This window comes from Microcystis sp. M31BS1 (assembly GCF_020245285.1).
GTDB classification, from domain to species: Bacteria; Cyanobacteriota; Cyanobacteriia; order Cyanobacteriales; family Microcystaceae; genus Microcystis; species Microcystis panniformis.
On sequence record NZ_JADBVE010000108.1, the window covers coordinates 24,993 to 41,252 of the forward strand.

6 protein-coding genes are annotated in these 16,260 nt (G+C 42.0%); 1 reads left to right on the forward strand and 5 read right to left on the reverse strand.

The window, feature by feature from the left end; genetic code table 11:
• Positions 1-4 precede the first annotated feature (4 nt).
• The 4 genes from IM509_RS06205 to IM509_RS06220 all read right to left on the reverse strand — a co-directional run bounded on the left by IM509_RS06205 (position 5) and on the right by IM509_RS06220 (position 11,162).
• Positions 5-5,446 (reverse strand): type I polyketide synthase, encoded by a 5,442-nt coding sequence (locus IM509_RS06205; protein ID WP_287716711.1) that lies wholly within the window; start codon positions 5,444-5,446, stop codon positions 5-7.
• A gap of 195 nt (positions 5,447-5,641) precedes the next feature.
• Positions 5,642-9,451 carry an AMP-binding protein gene (locus IM509_RS06210; RefSeq protein WP_287716712.1) on the reverse strand — a complete coding sequence of 1,270 codons (3,810 nt, stop codon included), beginning with the start codon at positions 9,449-9,451 and terminating at the stop codon, positions 5,642-5,644.
• A gap of 87 nt (positions 9,452-9,538) precedes the next feature.
• On the reverse strand, positions 9,539-10,198 hold the full coding sequence (locus IM509_RS06215; protein ID WP_249264800.1) for a nitroreductase family protein: 660 nt from the start codon (positions 10,196-10,198) through the stop codon (positions 9,539-9,541).
• Between the two features lie 34 nt (positions 10,199-10,232).
• Positions 10,233-11,162: a VOC family protein gene (locus tag IM509_RS06220; protein ID WP_002741315.1), complete on the reverse strand. Its 930-nt coding sequence runs from the start codon at positions 11,160-11,162 to the stop codon at positions 10,233-10,235.
• A gap of 341 nt (positions 11,163-11,503) precedes the next feature.
• On the opposite strand from IM509_RS06220, the gene IM509_RS06225 reads away from it, so the two are divergent.
• Entirely contained in the window at positions 11,504-12,946 is a 1,443-nt protein-coding gene (locus IM509_RS06225; protein ID WP_185237860.1) for an AAA-like domain-containing protein, read from the forward strand.
• Here IM509_RS06225 and IM509_RS06230 read toward each other — a convergent pair.
• Positions 12,943-15,660 carry an AAA-like domain-containing protein gene (locus tag IM509_RS06230; protein ID WP_185237861.1) on the reverse strand — a complete coding sequence of 906 codons (2,718 nt, stop codon included), beginning with the start codon at positions 15,658-15,660 and terminating at the stop codon, positions 12,943-12,945. The genes IM509_RS06225 and IM509_RS06230 overlap by 4 nt on opposite strands.
• Positions 15,661-16,260 lie beyond the last annotated feature (600 nt).

Below are 16,260 nucleotides of genomic sequence, written 5' to 3' on the forward strand. Positions count from 1 at the left end.
TTTTCTAGCTTAAGGAATTTAATTCCTGTAGGAGTAAATCGGACAATTCTTCTAGGGATAAATCTTCTTCGTTGAGGGGATCAATATTGCTATCTTGATTTGCTCCTATTGCTAAGGGTTTTAAACTAAAGTCAAGGTCAATAACTTCAGCTACTAGATAATCGACCAAACTGGTCACTGTTGGGTATTTAAAAGTGATAGTTGCCGCCAGAGATTTACCTAAATCCTTGGCTAAACGATTGCGTAATTCCACCGTCATTAAAGAACCCATTCCCAACTCAAAAAAACCTTGGTCAACTTGGGTAAATTCTCTAGCCGGAATAGCGAGAATTTCCGCTACAATCCCTTGAACATGAGCAGTCAAAGCCGCAAAACGCTCCTCAATTGGTACTGTAATTAAGACATCAATAAAATTATTGTCTGGGGTTAATTTTGAGGCTGAAAAACTCTGGAAATCTCGTAATAAAGGCGGAATTTTTTGATTCTCGAAACTGTTAAAAAAGCTATTCCAATTGAGAGAAGCGACAGTTACCTGTGTCCGAGAAGTCGTCAGCAATGTTTCGAGGAGATGCAAACATTTTTGGGGATCAAGAGGGGTAAAACCCTGTTTAATTAGCCTTTTTTTCGCTTTTTCGCCTAAATTTTCGGCCATACTACCCTCTGCCCAGGGTCCCCAATTAATAGTCAGGGCCGGTAGTCCTTGCGCTTGACGATAATGAGCTAGACTATCTAAAAAGGCATTAGCACTAGCATAATTACTCTGTCCAGAAGACCCTAACACCGAGGCCATCGAGGAAAAACTAATAAACCAGTCTAAATCAACTTCTTGACTGAGGAGATGCAAATTCCAAGCGCCGAGTATTTTGGGGGAAAAGACGCGCTCAAATTTCTCCCAAGTCTGTTTGGATAAGCTGGCATCCTCTAACACCCCGGCCGTGTGAATAATTCCTTTTAAGGGGGGTAACTGTTGCTCGATTATCTCAAAAGCCCGACGCATTTGGCCAAAGTCGCTAACGTCGGCGGCAAAAACTTCTACATTGGTTCCCTCTTGTCGCCATTGGTCTATAATTGGTTGGGTTTCTGGAGTTATTCCCCGGCGACTCAGTAAGACGAGGGATTTTGCTCCTTTTTTCCTTAACCAATTAGCCACTTGCTGCCCTAAGGCCCCTAGACCACCAGTAATAAGATAGGTGGCATTTTCGGCAATTTCTCGGTTTTTTAGCGACGATTTCGGGATAAACCGCCCTAAACGAGCCACATAGCTCTGGCCTTGCCGCCAAACGATTTGATTTTCCTCCTCCGAACTTTGTAAAGATTGGAACACCTCTAGGGCTAAGATGTGGCTATCCTGAAATTTATCTCCATCTAGACACAGACAGCGCAATTCTGGGTGTTCTAGGGCAATAGTCCGTCCTAATCCCCAGAGGGAACTTTGGGCAAGGGCAATCACTGTGGGTTGAGAAGGAATGTATTGAGCCGATTGGGTGACAATATAGAGGCGAGGAGAGTAATTAACCTCTATTTTGCCTAGTTCTTGCACTATTTCCAGCAAAGTTCCACAAATTCGCTCCTGAGTGACGGCTAGGTTTTGATTATTTTCTAAAGCTTGGTCGTCATCGATTCCCCAGAGATAAATTAGACCTTGATAGGGTTTTTTGAGGAAATATTGCCAAGTCTGGCGATTGTTTTCGGTGATAAGTTGGCATCTATGCCCTTGTTGCACCAATTTTTCGGCTAATTGTTGCCCTACTCCCTTTTTGTCAGCAAAAATTAACCAATCTCCTGTTTCTATCCAATCCATTCCCGTCAAGTCCGTGGCTTGCCAAGTAATTTCGTATAAACTATCCTTGAGGTCGTTGGTCTGGGAAAAGAGGGTTTCTGGCCGGACCTGTTGAAAAGTTAATCCGTCAATTTGGCTAATTAATTGACCCGATTCGCTGAAAATAGTCAAATCAGCGATTAAGATGCCGTTTTGCAAATTGCTATGGCTGAAGCGACCATGACAGTATATAGAGGTGTCCTTAACTCCCGAAAAGGTCAATCGGTCAATATTAGTGGGAAGATAGGTGCTATTCCCTGCGGGAAATAGTGCCGACATAGCGTGAAAGCAACCATCAAGTAAGACAGGATGTAGCTGGTAATCCACCGCTTGCGAGAGTAGATGGGAAGAAAGTTGAATTTTTGCGACAATTTCGGACTGATTGCGGTAAAGTTCCTGGATAACTCGAAAACTTTCCCCATAGTTCACTCCTTTACTTAAACAGTCCTGATAATGCTGTGCAATTTCGATTTTTTGGTGACAACGGTTCCGGATATCTGTCCAATTGCAGCTGGGTAAGTCCTGGTTTTCATTGGTTAAATTACCGGATAGATGCAGTAGGGAAACTTCCTCTTCCCCAAGACTGAGAATCTGAAATTGTCCCCCCGCTAGTAAGCTTAACTGTACCTTTTTACTCTGGTTGTCTGAGAAAATTAAGGGTCGATTCAGACTCAATTGACCAATAGTAAACTGCTGATTGGGATATTGTTGACCAGCTGCCACTATAATCATCTCTAGATAGGCTGCGGCTGGGAAAACTACCTGGCCAAAAACTTGATGTTCTTGCAGATAGCTGGGATAGCAGGGAGAAAGAGAGGATTGATAGTGAACATCCTTTGACCCCAATAGATGCAGCGGTTGCTGTAGGAGAGGGTGGAAAGCTGCTACTGTCGGGGTTTTTAGCTGAGAATCAATGTAATCTAACCAATAGCGTTTTCTTTGGAAGGGATAGGTAGGTAAGGTGATTTTTTCGCGTAAATAATCCAGGTCGAATCCATTCCAGTCAATTTTGACCCCTTTTACATAAAGGGTTGCTAAACTTTGGAGTAGGGTTTCCCAATTCGACTGTTTTGGGGATAAACTAGCTAACCAGAGACCTTGGTCGGGGAGATTTTGCTGACCTAGGCTAATTAAGGTGGTTTTGGCGCCAATTTCTAGGAATATTTCCGTATTTAACTCTCCTAATCTTTCTATACCCCGGGCAAACTCTACGGGAGACAGTAGATGATTAACCCAATATTGGGAAGTTGCTATCTCTGCATCGATAACATCCCCAGTCAGGTTAGAAATAAGGGGGAGACGCGGGGAATTATAGGTGATAGTTTCGGCAATCTTGGCAAATTCCCCCACCATACCCGTCATTAAGGGAGAATGGAAAGCATGGGAAACCGCTAAAGTCTGACTTTCAATGCCTCTCTGATTAAAGTTAGCGATTAAATGGTTAATAGCCTCAGTTTCACCAGAAATGACCGTATTTTCTCGACTATTGACCGCAGCAATGGTACAGATGCCCCTAATCTTCCTGAGATGATTGGTCACGCTGTCGGAATCGGTAAAAATTGCCGCCATTATGCCGTTTTTCGGTAATGTCTGCATTAAGCGTCCCCGATGGGCAATTAACTTCAAACCGTCTTCTAAGCTAAAGACTCCCGCTAAACAAGCGGCCACATATTCCCCTAAACTATGACCGATGAGAGCATCGGGTTTCACTCCCCAAGATAACCAGAGTTGGGCGAGGGCATATTCCAGAGAAAATAGGGTAATTTGACTGTAAAAAGTCTGATTAATCAACTGACTGGTTTTTTCGTCCCCATATAACACTTGCAGTAAGGATTTCACCCCATGGCTCCGTAAAATTTCGTCACATTTCTCTAAAGTTTGGCGAAAAGTCGGTTGCGTTTCGTAGAGTTCCCTAGCCATTCCGGGATATTGTGAACCCTCTCCCGTACACATAAAAGCCAGTTTAGGGGCTTTTTTCGAGGTTAAAAGACTTTTTTGACCTGAAAAGCGATTTTCACCCCTAATAAAGTCTTTTAAAGCTTGCTCAAGCTGTTTTTGAGCCACAAAGGGAATAGCTAAACGATGCTCAAAATGCGATCGCCCAGTATTAGCGGTATAGGCCACATTTGCCATGACCGTCTGGGAATTTTGACCGAAAAAATCGTAGTAGCGTTGAGCTAATTCGCGTAAGGCCGGCTCACTTTTCGCCGAAAGGGTAATTAAATGACAAGGACGTTCTAAATGAGGTTTTTCGTCACCAAGCCGCTCAAAATTGCTTTCCTCAACGATTAAATGGACGTTAGTGCCACTCATCCCGAAAGCGCTCACTCCAGCCCGTCGGACTCCTTCTCTGACCAACCAGGGGGTAAGAGTGGTGGGGATTTTGACTGGCAGTTTTTCCCAGGGAATATAGGGATTAGGGTTCTTAAAATGAAGATTAGGGGTGATTTGCTGATTTTGTAGCTGTAAAACTGTCTTAATTAACGCCGCAATCCCCGCAGCTCCTTCCAGATGCCCCATATTAGTTTTCCCGGTTCCCAAAATCAGGGGATTATCTTGGCTATGACCCCGGCCATAAATTTTCCCTAAGGATAAAACCTCGATGGGATCTCCTAAAGATGAACCTGTACCGTGAACTTCGACGTATTGCAGATCTTTAGGTTGAATTTTCGCTCTTTCGAGGGCTTGTCTGAGTAAAGCTTCCTGTGCCTGACCATTGGGGGCGGTTAAGCCATTACTTTTTCCATCGTGATTGACAGCCGAACCGCGAATTTGGGCGAAAATAAGATTGCCATCTCGGAGAGCATCACTGAGACGTTTTAAGACCACGACACCGCAACCTTCGCCCCGACCATAACCATCGGCCGAAGCATCAAAGGTTTTACTGCGACCCTGGGGAGAAACGGCTTTTAATTTACAATTACTAATCGCAGTGGCCGGGGTTAACATCAGATTCACACCCCCCGCTAAAGCGAGATTACATTCTTGGCCGCGCAGACTTTGACAGGCCAAATGTACTGCCAAGAGGGAGGAGGAACAGGCCGTATCAATTTGCAGAGTCGGACCGTGAAACCCAAATAGATAAGAGATTCTGCCGACGGCAATAGCGCGACTGTTTCCTAAACTGTTGTAAGCATCAATGTGATTGACTACGCCTTGATGAAAACACAATTGGGCATAATCATCGCGACAAATGCCCATAAATACGCCAGTTTGACTATTAATCAAACTTTCTGGCGCAATAGCCGCATTTTCTAGGGATTCCCAACAGACTTCTAACAGTAACCGTTGTTGCGGATCCATGGCGGCGGCTTCCCGAGGTGAGATGCCGAAGAAAGCTGGGTCAAATTCGTCAACTTTGTCTAAAAATGCCCCTTCCCGACTATACATTTTCCCCGGAACATCGGCATCTTGGTGATAATAGTCGTCAATATTCCAACGTTCTAGGGGAATTTCTGTTACTGCATCGATGCCATTAACCAATAACTGCCAATAACTTGCGGAATCATTGACTCCTGCGGGAAAACGACAGCCCATCCCCACAATAGCGATGGGTTCGGTTTGCGCTTTGACCATTGCATCGAGGTGTTTGTATTGTTCTAAAAAAGCTTGTTTTTGTTGATTCATATTCCTAACAACTCTTGTCTTGTTATGTCACGTCACTTTCATCTCAGGTTATGCTCGGGAAAAAGTCACGGATAAGCGGGAAAAACCTTGATACTGTCGGGATGGGAAAATTTAGTAGCATAGTCACAATTGTCCCCGTGACTCCGAGGTGGGGGATAGGACAAGGGAAATTAGCTATCCTATCCCCACCAGCGATTAACTAAAGAAAGCAGAGATTTCTTCTTCGGATATTTGGGGTAAAACTGCTAAAATTTCGCTTTTTTCTCGATTATTTGTCGATTCAGCCGCAGTATTGCTTTGATTAATCTGGTTAGCTAAATATTCTGCCAAACTATCAATAGTGGGATAATTCCAAACAATGGTGGCTTCGACGGGGATTCCCGACCAATCGGCAAGATCTTGGGCTAATTCCACGGCAAAAATTGAATCTAAGCCAAAATCAGCAAAAGACTGGCTGGTTTGGATAGTGGCTGGATTGACCTTTAATTTCTGGTGTAACCAATTACCTAACCACGTTTCCACCTTTTCGGGAGTTTGTTGGCTAAGAAGGGACTTTTTCGGACTAGAGGGTATATTTACTCGGTCTTGCCGCGTTTGAATAGCAATTTCGACCAGAGAAGTTTCAGCTTGAGGATGAGTCTGTTTAGCTTCTGGTTCCAACGTCAATAACTCGTCGAGTTGATAATCGGAACCCTCTAGACGTTGTTCGATATCATCAATAGATTGAGTATAATCGAGGATACGATCGCGGATAGTTGCCACCGAAGAAGCAAAGTTTTCTTCGGGTGTTCCCCGGAGAGCTTTCTGCACACATAAATCAAACTGCAATTGACTCCAAGCTAGGGCATGACTGTACTTTTCCCCGGGGTGAATTTGGGCCATTTTCGCCGTTGTTGCTACTAAAGCGGCGTAACAACCCAATTCTCCGATTAAAGAATAGGCCCAAGCTAAGGCGGCAGAACGATCACCCCAGAGATTAGACTGGAGACAACGCTGATTAATAGATTGGGCAGTGGTGTGGAGTTGCAGGGCAATCTCGGGTGCTTCCAGAACTTTTGTCAGAAATTCGCCTAATTTGTCCGTATGGGTGATACTTTTGCCCAAAAAGATTTTCAAACTTTCGTTAGGACCTTCGCCAATTCGTAAAACTCTGGCATCCCGGAGAATTTGCGGGGCAAGATTAGTTTCCATGTAACCTCTACCCCCGAGCATCTGAACGAGACTATCGGCCGCTTCCCAGAGGTAATCAGCCCCCGTAATCTTGGCAATAACGGCCATTTCCCTGGGAACGGCAACTTTTTGGTCTAAGGCGGTGGTGATACACTTTAAGAGACTGGACAAGGCCACCGTAGCCCCAGTTAAATGGTCAAAACGGGCTAAAGTAATCGGACTTTCTAGCAATTTACCGGTAGCGATCGAACGACGACTGGCATAACGTAACATTAATTGTAGACAGCGTTTCATGCCGCCAACTCCCATCATGCCAATACCTAAACGGGCATAAAGTAAAGCATCGTCGGCGGGTTCAGTGCCATTGCCCAATTCTCCCAGCAATTGCTCTTTAGTGACTAAAACATCCTCAAAATAGATGGCATTTTGCATAATTCCCCGTAATCCCATAGTTAGGGATTCAGGTCGCAAACGCAGACCGGGGGTACCTTGACGGACAAGAAAACCTGTCAAACCGTTATTCCCCGGTTCTTCCGAATCAAGCAAACGGACAAAAACATTAATCATTCCGGCCCAAGCAGAACCATTCCAATGCTTAAGGCCGCGAATTCGCCATTTATCTCGGCCATCCGGCACGGCAACGGTACTAATTGCCCCGATATTCGCTCCTGCTTCCGGTTCCGTCATGCCAAAGGAGGATAATTGTCTTCCTGTAGCTAAAAGAGGTAATAACTCTTGCTTGAGGGAAATAGTCCCGTAGTTGAGCAGCGGACGGATACCTAAGCTGTTATTGAGACTGACCATCGTCGCCAGAGTTAAATCAATGGCGGCTAATTGTTCCATCACCTGCAAAAAATTGCGATTATTAAGGGCTATTCCCCCGTATTCTTCAGGAATCTGCATTCCCATCAGTCCTTGATTGCCAAAATCCATGACAATATAGGGCGGCACACAACGACGGTCATCAATCAGATGGGAATTAATGCGAGTTTTGGCGTAATCTCGCAACCAAGTCAAGATTTGCTCGGTTTTTTCTTGACTAGCGGTTGTGGGGTCAGCTTGGTGACTGCTGAGGGGGGGGGTTAGCGTCGGCATAGGGGATGAAATTAGTGGAAGTTGCTGGTTTAAATACTGTTGACGGCAAGCGTGGCGTTGAATTTTGCCGCTAGAAGTTTTGGACAGAGATGCGGGTTTGATAAAAGCGATATCATAAACTTGCAATTCGTGTTCTTGAAAAACCGCTCGACGAACTGCTTCTAGGGCTTTTTGCTGGTTAAAACGGCGAATTGCCGTTCTTTCTACCTCTTGAACTAGGACTAACTTTTCTTCTGCCTCGATTTCTACGGTAAAGGCGGCAGTTCCACTGGGGCAAAAGTCGGGATAGCATTGTTCTACGGTCTGTTCGATATCCTGGGGATAGTAGTTACCACCGCGAATAATCATCAGGTCTTTCAAGCGTCCGGTGATGTATAGTTGACCCTGATGAATAAAACCTAAATCCCCTGTACGCAAATAAAAACCCTGTCCAGTATCGGCGATAACTGCTTGAAAAGTTTTTTCTGTAGCTTCGGGATGTTGCCAATAGCCCTGGGCAACGGTTTTGCCTTTCACCCAAATTTCTCCCACCTGCTGGGAGGGACAGCGTTGACAGGTTTCAGGATTAACAATGGCAATTTCTGTGTCGATTTCTGTTTGTCCACAACTGACTAAGGATTGAGAATTTGGGCTTTTTTCCGTAAAAACGATTTGATGACGGTTTAACGCGGCTTTTTCAACCCAGCAGATTTGAGGAACTTGATTTTTCCTGACAGCAGCAACTTTTAAGGTGGCCTCGGCTAAACCATAACCCGGACAAAAAGCGGCAAACTCAAAACCACAGGGGGCAAATTTACGAGCAAATTCGCTTAAAATTTCTATTCTGACGGTTTCTGCGCCATTTATAGCCACTTTCCAACTGCTTAAGTCTAAATCCGTCAGCTGCTCCTCTTTAATCTTGTCAAGACAACGTTTATAGGCAAAATTAGGGGCGGCAGTGTGGGTGGCTCTGTATTTGCTGATGGCATTTAACCAACCGAAAGGACGTTGTAAAAAGGAAACCGGAGACATGAGATAACAGGGAAATCCTCGATAAAAAGGCAGTAAAATACCATAAATTAGCCCCATATCATGAAAAGTTGGCAACCATGTCACCATAACGCTCTTTTCATCCTGTTCCCCGTCTAAATCTAATATTCCAGAAGCAATATCTCGGAGGTTATTCAAAAGATTCTCGTGATTGACCATCACTCCTTTGGGAGTCCCCGTGGAACCAGAGGTGTATTGTAAAAAGGCTAAGGTCTCTGGTTTTATCTGAGTGGGGTGGTCTTCGGCTAAACTTTTGCCGATTAAGCTATCCGTAGCTAGAAAGGGAATGTCTCTGTCTAGTTGCCTTTTTAATTGGTCTAATTCCGATTGTGTGCTTAAAAGTAAGCTTGCTTGCGAATTGTTAAGAATAGAAGTTAAGCGAGCCATCTTTTGGTTTTTCTTGGGCAAATTAACTGGAATTGCCACTACTCCTGCTAATAAACAGCCGAAAAACCCAGTAATAAACTCTAATCCCGAAGGGTATGCTAATAAAACTCGTTCCCCCGGTAATAGGATGGATTGGAGACTATTGGCAATCGCTTGCGCTTCTAGAAATAATTCCCCGTAGGTAAGGCGTTTTTCTTCGGTTTCGCCATCGACTAAAAAGGTATAAGCAGTTTTTTGGGGTTGATATTGGGCGCGATAACGAATAATATCGACTAAACTGCTTATTTCTGACAAATTAAGCTTAGTATCTAAACAAAGAGCCATTTTTTTACTCCTTAAATGGAATCGAATACAAAGATTTAATCCTCTCGCACCGGGACAAGTTTCTGGTGACGGGGGGCGACGGTCACTCTAGGGGTGATTTGGGCTTAAATTAAAGGTTTCTCCGTAAATTTCGCCATAGCAGAGCTTCTGAGTCCCAAAACGTCCCCCATACTCGCTCAAGGGTTCATCAGCGTATCCCAAGGCTAAGAGACAACAGACATCGACCGTATCGGGAATTTGGAAATACTCGCGCAAGGGTTCAGCCACAAATCCTTCTAGGGGACAACTATCCACCCCCAAGCTTTGCGCCGCTATCATGAGATAAGTAACCGCAATCATAACTTGTCGGTTGCTCCAAGCTTCTGGAGACTGATAACAGGGTTTAAATTGGAAAAAAGGCGGAATGGCCATGTGCATGAACTTGGCCCGTTTTTCGGAAATCGTCCCCTCTTGTTTTCCTAACTCAATTACTTGATTAATGTAACCACGATGGTTAACTTGGCGATCGCCACAACAGATTAAAACCACGGGTGCATCGACCAATTTATCTTGTTCAAAGCCGAATTCTCGCAATTTTGCCTTATTTTCTGGTTCTCTAACCACTATAAATCGCCATGGTTGCAAATTATAACTAGAGGGAGCTTGGAATCCTAAACGAAAAATTTCGGCTAAAATTTCTTCGGGAATGGCATCGGTGCGAAATTTACGAGTAGAGCGTCTTTTTTGAAATATTTCAGCAATATTCATCATCTAAACCCTTTTATGAGACGTTTTCAACGGTTTAACCTAAAAAACTTTCGGGAATCGCCGGTCCCCATTGATAGAGAATATCTAACCCACCCGCATGAAGTTCTGGCTCGGTGGTTTGCTCGAAAAGATCCCCATCGGTAAAATGTTCAATGAGGCTACCGAAAGGATCTTGCCAATAGTCAAACACTTGACTTCCCAACAAATGGCGACCAATACCCCACACAGGAGTCCATCCTTTTTCTCGTAACCAATCGTGGCCGATTTTAATAGAGTCAAAATCTTGCACCTCGAAGGCAGTATGATGGACTTTGGGGTGAGAACCTTGCAACATGGCGATGGTGTGATGATCAACCCATTCCTCTCCCCGTTGACAACGAAGAAAACCCCCGACTCGTAAACTGGGATGGCCGTAATAAATTAAATCTGTTGCTTTTAAGCCAAAAGTCTGCTGATACCAGTGATAGCTTTCCTCAAAGTCTTTGACATCAATAGCTAGATGACCTAGACGTAAAATAGGTGCGGGTTCTTTTTTCGGCCTTTGGGTGCGACCTAAACGGGTTTTGCGACTAGCGTGATTCCATTCTAGGGGTTCAGGAATCGGCAAAGGTTCCACTTCCTCGATACCATAGACCAATTCTAGGTTAAAACCGTTGGGGTCAATAATTTTGATGCGCTGACCACCGCCGGGGGTGAACAGGGTTTCCACGGTCGAAGCGGAGGCTAAAGTGGCTAGTTCATGTAAGACGGATTCTGATGTCGCTTCTAGGGCAAAACTGACAAATTTAGCTTCTTTTCCCCATTCTACGACATAGACAAACTGTTTTTTGCCTCTAGCTCGCATATACAAGGCTGTATCGGTTTTAACTGCGGTAATCAGGCCAAAATCCCTCAAAAAACGTTCGCACAGGTCTAAATCCGGATGTTGATAGGTAACGTAGGCAATATCAGCAATTTTAGTCATAGTCGGTCATCCAGTAGAGTTGTCTAATTCGGCACAAAATAGCCAGACAGATATCGGTCAAAGTGCTGCCATAGCAAGGGGAAAAAGACTATTTAAGAAAATCTGAACTTTGTTGTGGTTGATTATGGCATTGTGGGTACACCCACAGTCAAAGGCTAATTTTTCTTGCCCTCAATTGCTATCCCAGACTGGAGTGTGAGTAACTTGGGGGTGGAGAAAAACCTTGGGGAACTTCGGGGTTTTGCGGAAAATTTTTTTGAGAGATGTGGTCAAGGTTGTCTAGAGTACCTCGTTAAATTGGACTTATTGAGAAAATATTCACACTAATTGAGAATAAACAAATGTCTAGAAAAGTTACTTATGGGGATATTCCCAGGCAAAGAACCAAATATCTACTTAATGCTCTGTTAAAGTTTGCTAACTACGAGGTGGATAATTGTGAAAATCTGGCTATTAAATTTAGCTGGATTAATGAGAAAAAATTGAAAATTCAAGCCGAACTTAAGGCTTTAGAAATGCTGACAGAAAAATGTGGTCAAAAGCTGGATTCATGGCAAATTCGGGATGCTTTGACGGAATATCTTAACGAAAAGTTTTTAGGTATTTTGGAAGATCATCGTCTCAATAATCAAGGAAAAATTCGTACTTTTCAAATTACTTTTTGGCAACGGGGTCATGATATTTTAACTAACCTAAGGAGCTTTGATCAAGAGTGGGCAAACAAAAGTAAACATCAATCTCCCGCAATTGCTGCTATTCTCTCCTCTTTAGATGAGGAAAAACAACAGGATTATCAGACATATATTAAGGATTATGTGAAACGTCCACCTCTGGAGGAAAATTGTCTCAAAGTTCTTCAGCAAGAACAATCGTTGCTAAGAATTCGCGCACCTCATAATAGTGGCAAAACCCGTTTAGTTAATTGGTTAGTCCATCATCTCAAACAAGATAATTATCAACCAGTTATCATTGATTGTGAGGAGGAAAAAGCTACTATTGCCCTTAGTTGTGAAGACTTGCTGCTGTCGATTTGTCGTACCATTACCCAAGAATTAAAGATTAACGAATCTCTTCTCGATAAATTTTGGTCTCGTCCCGGAACTCCTGCCCACAAAACTCGACGATATTTAGAGGAATATGTTCTCCAACCCAGTGCTAATCCTCTGGTTTTTGTCTTTGAAAAATTTGATACAGTTTTGGAAACTGAAACAATCGGTAATGAAATTTGTGGTATTCTCAGAAGTTGGCATGAAAGACGTTCCCAACCTTGGCGGAAACTACGCTTAATTATTATTCATTCAACGGAATTTTATAGCAACTACGATTTTTATGCCTCTCCCTTAATTGGTGTAGGTTATGTGGCTAGTTTATCGGATTTTAATGCGGAACAAGTTCTCACTTTCGCTCAAGTTAATGGCATTAATTGGACGTTATCAGATGTTCACAAGGTCATGAACTTAGTGGGAGGTAATCCTTATTTAATTAAGTTAATCTTGGTAAAATTGCAGGAAGGGAATTCTCTAGAAAAGGTTCTAGATGATGCCTTGCAGGGACGAGAGCCATTTCAAAGTCATTTTTTCCTACTGATGAGATATCTGAAAAGTAATGCTAACCTACGGAATATTTTTAGGCAAATTCTTCAGAAAAAAGCTCTGACTCCGGCTCAAATGAAAGGAGAATCTGTCCAATTTTTGGACCGATTGGGACTGATCCACAAAAGTTATGATACCCTAGAGGTTCGTTGCAATTTGTATCAAGTATATTTTGACGACTTGCTTGATTAGTCTCGTTGAGATTCCAATTGAAACTGAATTGAGTTTTCAAGTTTTGCTTCTAACTTACTCTTAACCCTGACAGTAATTGGTTCTCGATTAGATTCGGATTCATTATCTACAAACCTGAGAGAATTGCCTGAGGTCAAACTGGCCGAAAGATTGAGGTTTTCTAAATATTCTTGTATCAACTCTGAAGAAATTTTATTCTGGGATTGCAAGGCTCTAATAGCAGCTATAAATGATTGGGCTGCATCATAACTGGTAGCGGTTCGCCAACTAATATCTTCTTTCCATAAAGCTTGAGCATCTCTGACAAAATTTTGGGACTTAATTAGATGGGAAAACCAAGGCACAGCCAAAACTAAATTATTAATAAATTTACCGCTATCAACCAACATTTCATGTTCATACATGGAATGACTCCCTAAAAGAACTAGCTTATTTTTCAGTTCTGGAGGGGTGCTGGTATTCAACTGTTCAAGAGTATGGGATAATTCTACTACCACAGAAGCTGATTCCAAACTGGGAAATAAGACAATTCCTCTAACTTGATCTTGGGAAAATGCTTTTAAAACTTCTGCGTCAATATCTAGGGAAGATGATAAATCAATTACTTTAGTGATTTTACCGCCTTTTTTTTGGAAAGCTTGATGAAACTCTTGAGTAAGTTCCTGGCTATCAATCTGGTTAGAATTATTAAAAATAATTACCTTATCTAGATCATGTTGGCTGGCATAATTAGCTAAAGTTTCACCAATTTTTTCATTGGTGATAACGGTTCTAAAAAAGTATTCACTCTCAATTACATCCGAGGAACTTGTCGAAGAAATTAAAGTAATTTTGGCTCTTTCATAGATAGGTAAAGCTGCTAAGGTGGCTTCACTAGAATAATGTCCAATTACTCCAATAACTTTGGGGTCTTTAACGATTTCCTTGGCGACTATCTTGGCAACTTTTTCATCATTATTATCATTGGCAATAACGATGTTTAAAAATAAATTATTCGCACTGGTCGGTAATTGGCTATTAAATAAATATTGTGCTTGAGCAATCCCTTTAAGGATTTCTTGGGAAATTTCATTTTTTTTGCCACTGGGAATAACCACCGCCAAAGTCACATAATTATTACTTAAATAAGCGATAGCATTATTATAATAAATCAAGGTTTCTGCATCTTCAGGATGAGCAAAATAGGCTTTTTTGAATAACTGTTTAGCTTCCAAATAATTAGCATTTTTAAAAGCTAAAATACCCCGATCTTTATAAAAATTTTCCTGTTCAATAAATAGCTTTTTTTCGCCTTGGCTAAATAGTTTAGGCTCGTTAATATAGGGAATTTTATAAAAGTAAGGTAACAGCCATGACTGGTAGAATCCTAACCCAAGTAACCCTGTAACAATGCTAGTAAATATTCCCGCTGCTAACATAAATAAACGAGATTGTTTTTGACGAGTAATGCTTTCAGAGGCTGCTAAAAAACGATAATCGATACTATCTAATTCTTTATCTTCTTGCCATTTTTTAGATTCCTCTAACTTTTTACCTGTCAGTAAACAATTTGTATCGGTAAAATTTGAGTCTTCCCACTTAGCAATTTCCGATTGATAAGGACGACTAGCTGCTAATACATTATATAACCATTTTTGATTAAAAATTGCCTGATAAATAGCATTAGCCACTCTAAGATAGCCCTGATTATCGACGATAACTAATCCAGATAGTAATAATTCATCATGTTCTGGTGTGTTACTAGCTTTCACCAATTTACCTTTTAAAAGGTTGGCATAAACCCTTAGTAAATATCCTTGATCAGGATGATAAATCAGTCGCTCTCTTATACTTGATAAAAAAGCAGGTTCATCTTTTTTTTCCCAGTTATCAATAATGTGTTTATAAACAAAATCTCGCATCCAAGCTGATAAGAGAGACTGAGGTATTGTAACTTTAAACTTGGCCATTAAATAGCACAATTTTTGAGTTAGAAAAGGTTGACCATTAGTCCATCTAAAAATTTCTTGTAGAATTTCTTGAGGGGAAACACCCAACCCTTCTAGTCCTTTCATCAAGGGTTGACAGTTATCTTCTAACGACAGTCCATTTAATTCAATTGCTTTACCAATATTGAAAGGAGTTCTTTGACTATCCTGAATTAATTGATTGGGGGTAGCCGTGCCAATTAAAACAAATGAAATACGATTAAAATCTGCATTAATAACTCGCTTTTCATGACAAGACCTAATGTAAGCAAAAAAGTCATCAGTAGTAAAGGGCAGTTTTCTAACCACATCAATTTCATCAATAAAAATAACAATGTTGTTTGAAATTTTTATCAATAAAATTTCTTTAATAAACTGTCTAAGTAACCCAACATTAGAAACAGATTGACTGGCAATCCAAGATTCTAAATCCGTCATGTTTAGTTTTAATTGTTCGGCAATTTCAATAATTAAGGAATGATACCAGCTAGATTGATCTACTGATGTCCCCAATTCATTTAAGTCTATACGGGAACAGGCTACTCCTTGGACTTCAATTTGAGTTTGGATGCGTACCGTCAAACTCGACTTGCCCATTTTGCGAGAATTGAAAATATAACAATACTGACTGTTCATCAGAGCTTGGTACAGTTCCAGATCAGCCCTTCTATCCACATAGCTTGGATCGGAAGGAGATAAGGTACTAGAAAACTTATAAACATTCTCGGCGGTTGCGTTTTCTTGCATATTTCGGTATTTTATTGACCAGATAACCAAAACTTGGGTAAGTAATACCAGTTTGAACTACACTAACCCCGGTGATAAATCCAGAAAAAACCGCGCTCACTCATAGCCGATTATTGGTAAGCTAGTTCTACTCTGAATGAAATTGGCATATTTTCTTAGGGTAAACTCATCGGAAATTTTGGGTCTGAAACCCCGCCGTTCTAGGTTGGCTTTACGTTAGAATTAAAAGGCCAGTCTCGAAAACCAAGTGGACGGCGCAGCACCGTTCGGCTGAGCTCACGGCCGAAGCCTTGAAAACTCGGCTTAGGGGGTTCCGACCAGAAAAGCTTGGCCGGGTAAAAAGTCGCGCGCAACAAGTACAAGAAGCTAAGTACCTAGGCAAAATTATTTACACATGACGATCATTGCCCCGTAAGGGTTTTAGCTCGATCGGGCAGGTAATTAATTTTGCATGACTACTTATAGGCGGTCAACGTACCGTGGGACACACGGAATCGGGCTTCTGAAATGGGGCGAAAGTCTGTGGACTCTGTGTAAGACAGTACATGGTTTTTTAACTGTGGTATGCGACGGTGGTGGAAGCAGAAACTTAAATCGTGA

Coding starts and splice junctions, on each gene's coding strand:
- IM509_RS06205 (WP_287716711.1), bottom strand. CDS start 5,446: ATGAATCAACAAAAACAAGCTTTTTTAGAACAATACAAACACCTCGAT.
- IM509_RS06210 (WP_287716712.1), bottom strand. CDS start 9,451: ATGGCTCTTTGTTTAGATACTAAGCTTAATTTGTCAGAAATAAGCAGT.
- IM509_RS06215 (WP_249264800.1), bottom strand. CDS start 10,198: ATGAATATTGCTGAAATATTTCAAAAAAGACGCTCTACTCGTAAATTT.
- IM509_RS06220 (WP_002741315.1), bottom strand. CDS start 11,162: ATGACTAAAATTGCTGATATTGCCTACGTTACCTATCAACATCCGGAT.
- IM509_RS06225 (WP_185237860.1), top strand. CDS start 11,504: ATGTCTAGAAAAGTTACTTATGGGGATATTCCCAGGCAAAGAACCAAA.
- IM509_RS06230 (WP_185237861.1), bottom strand. CDS start 15,660: ATGCAAGAAAACGCAACCGCCGAGAATGTTTATAAGTTTTCTAGTACC.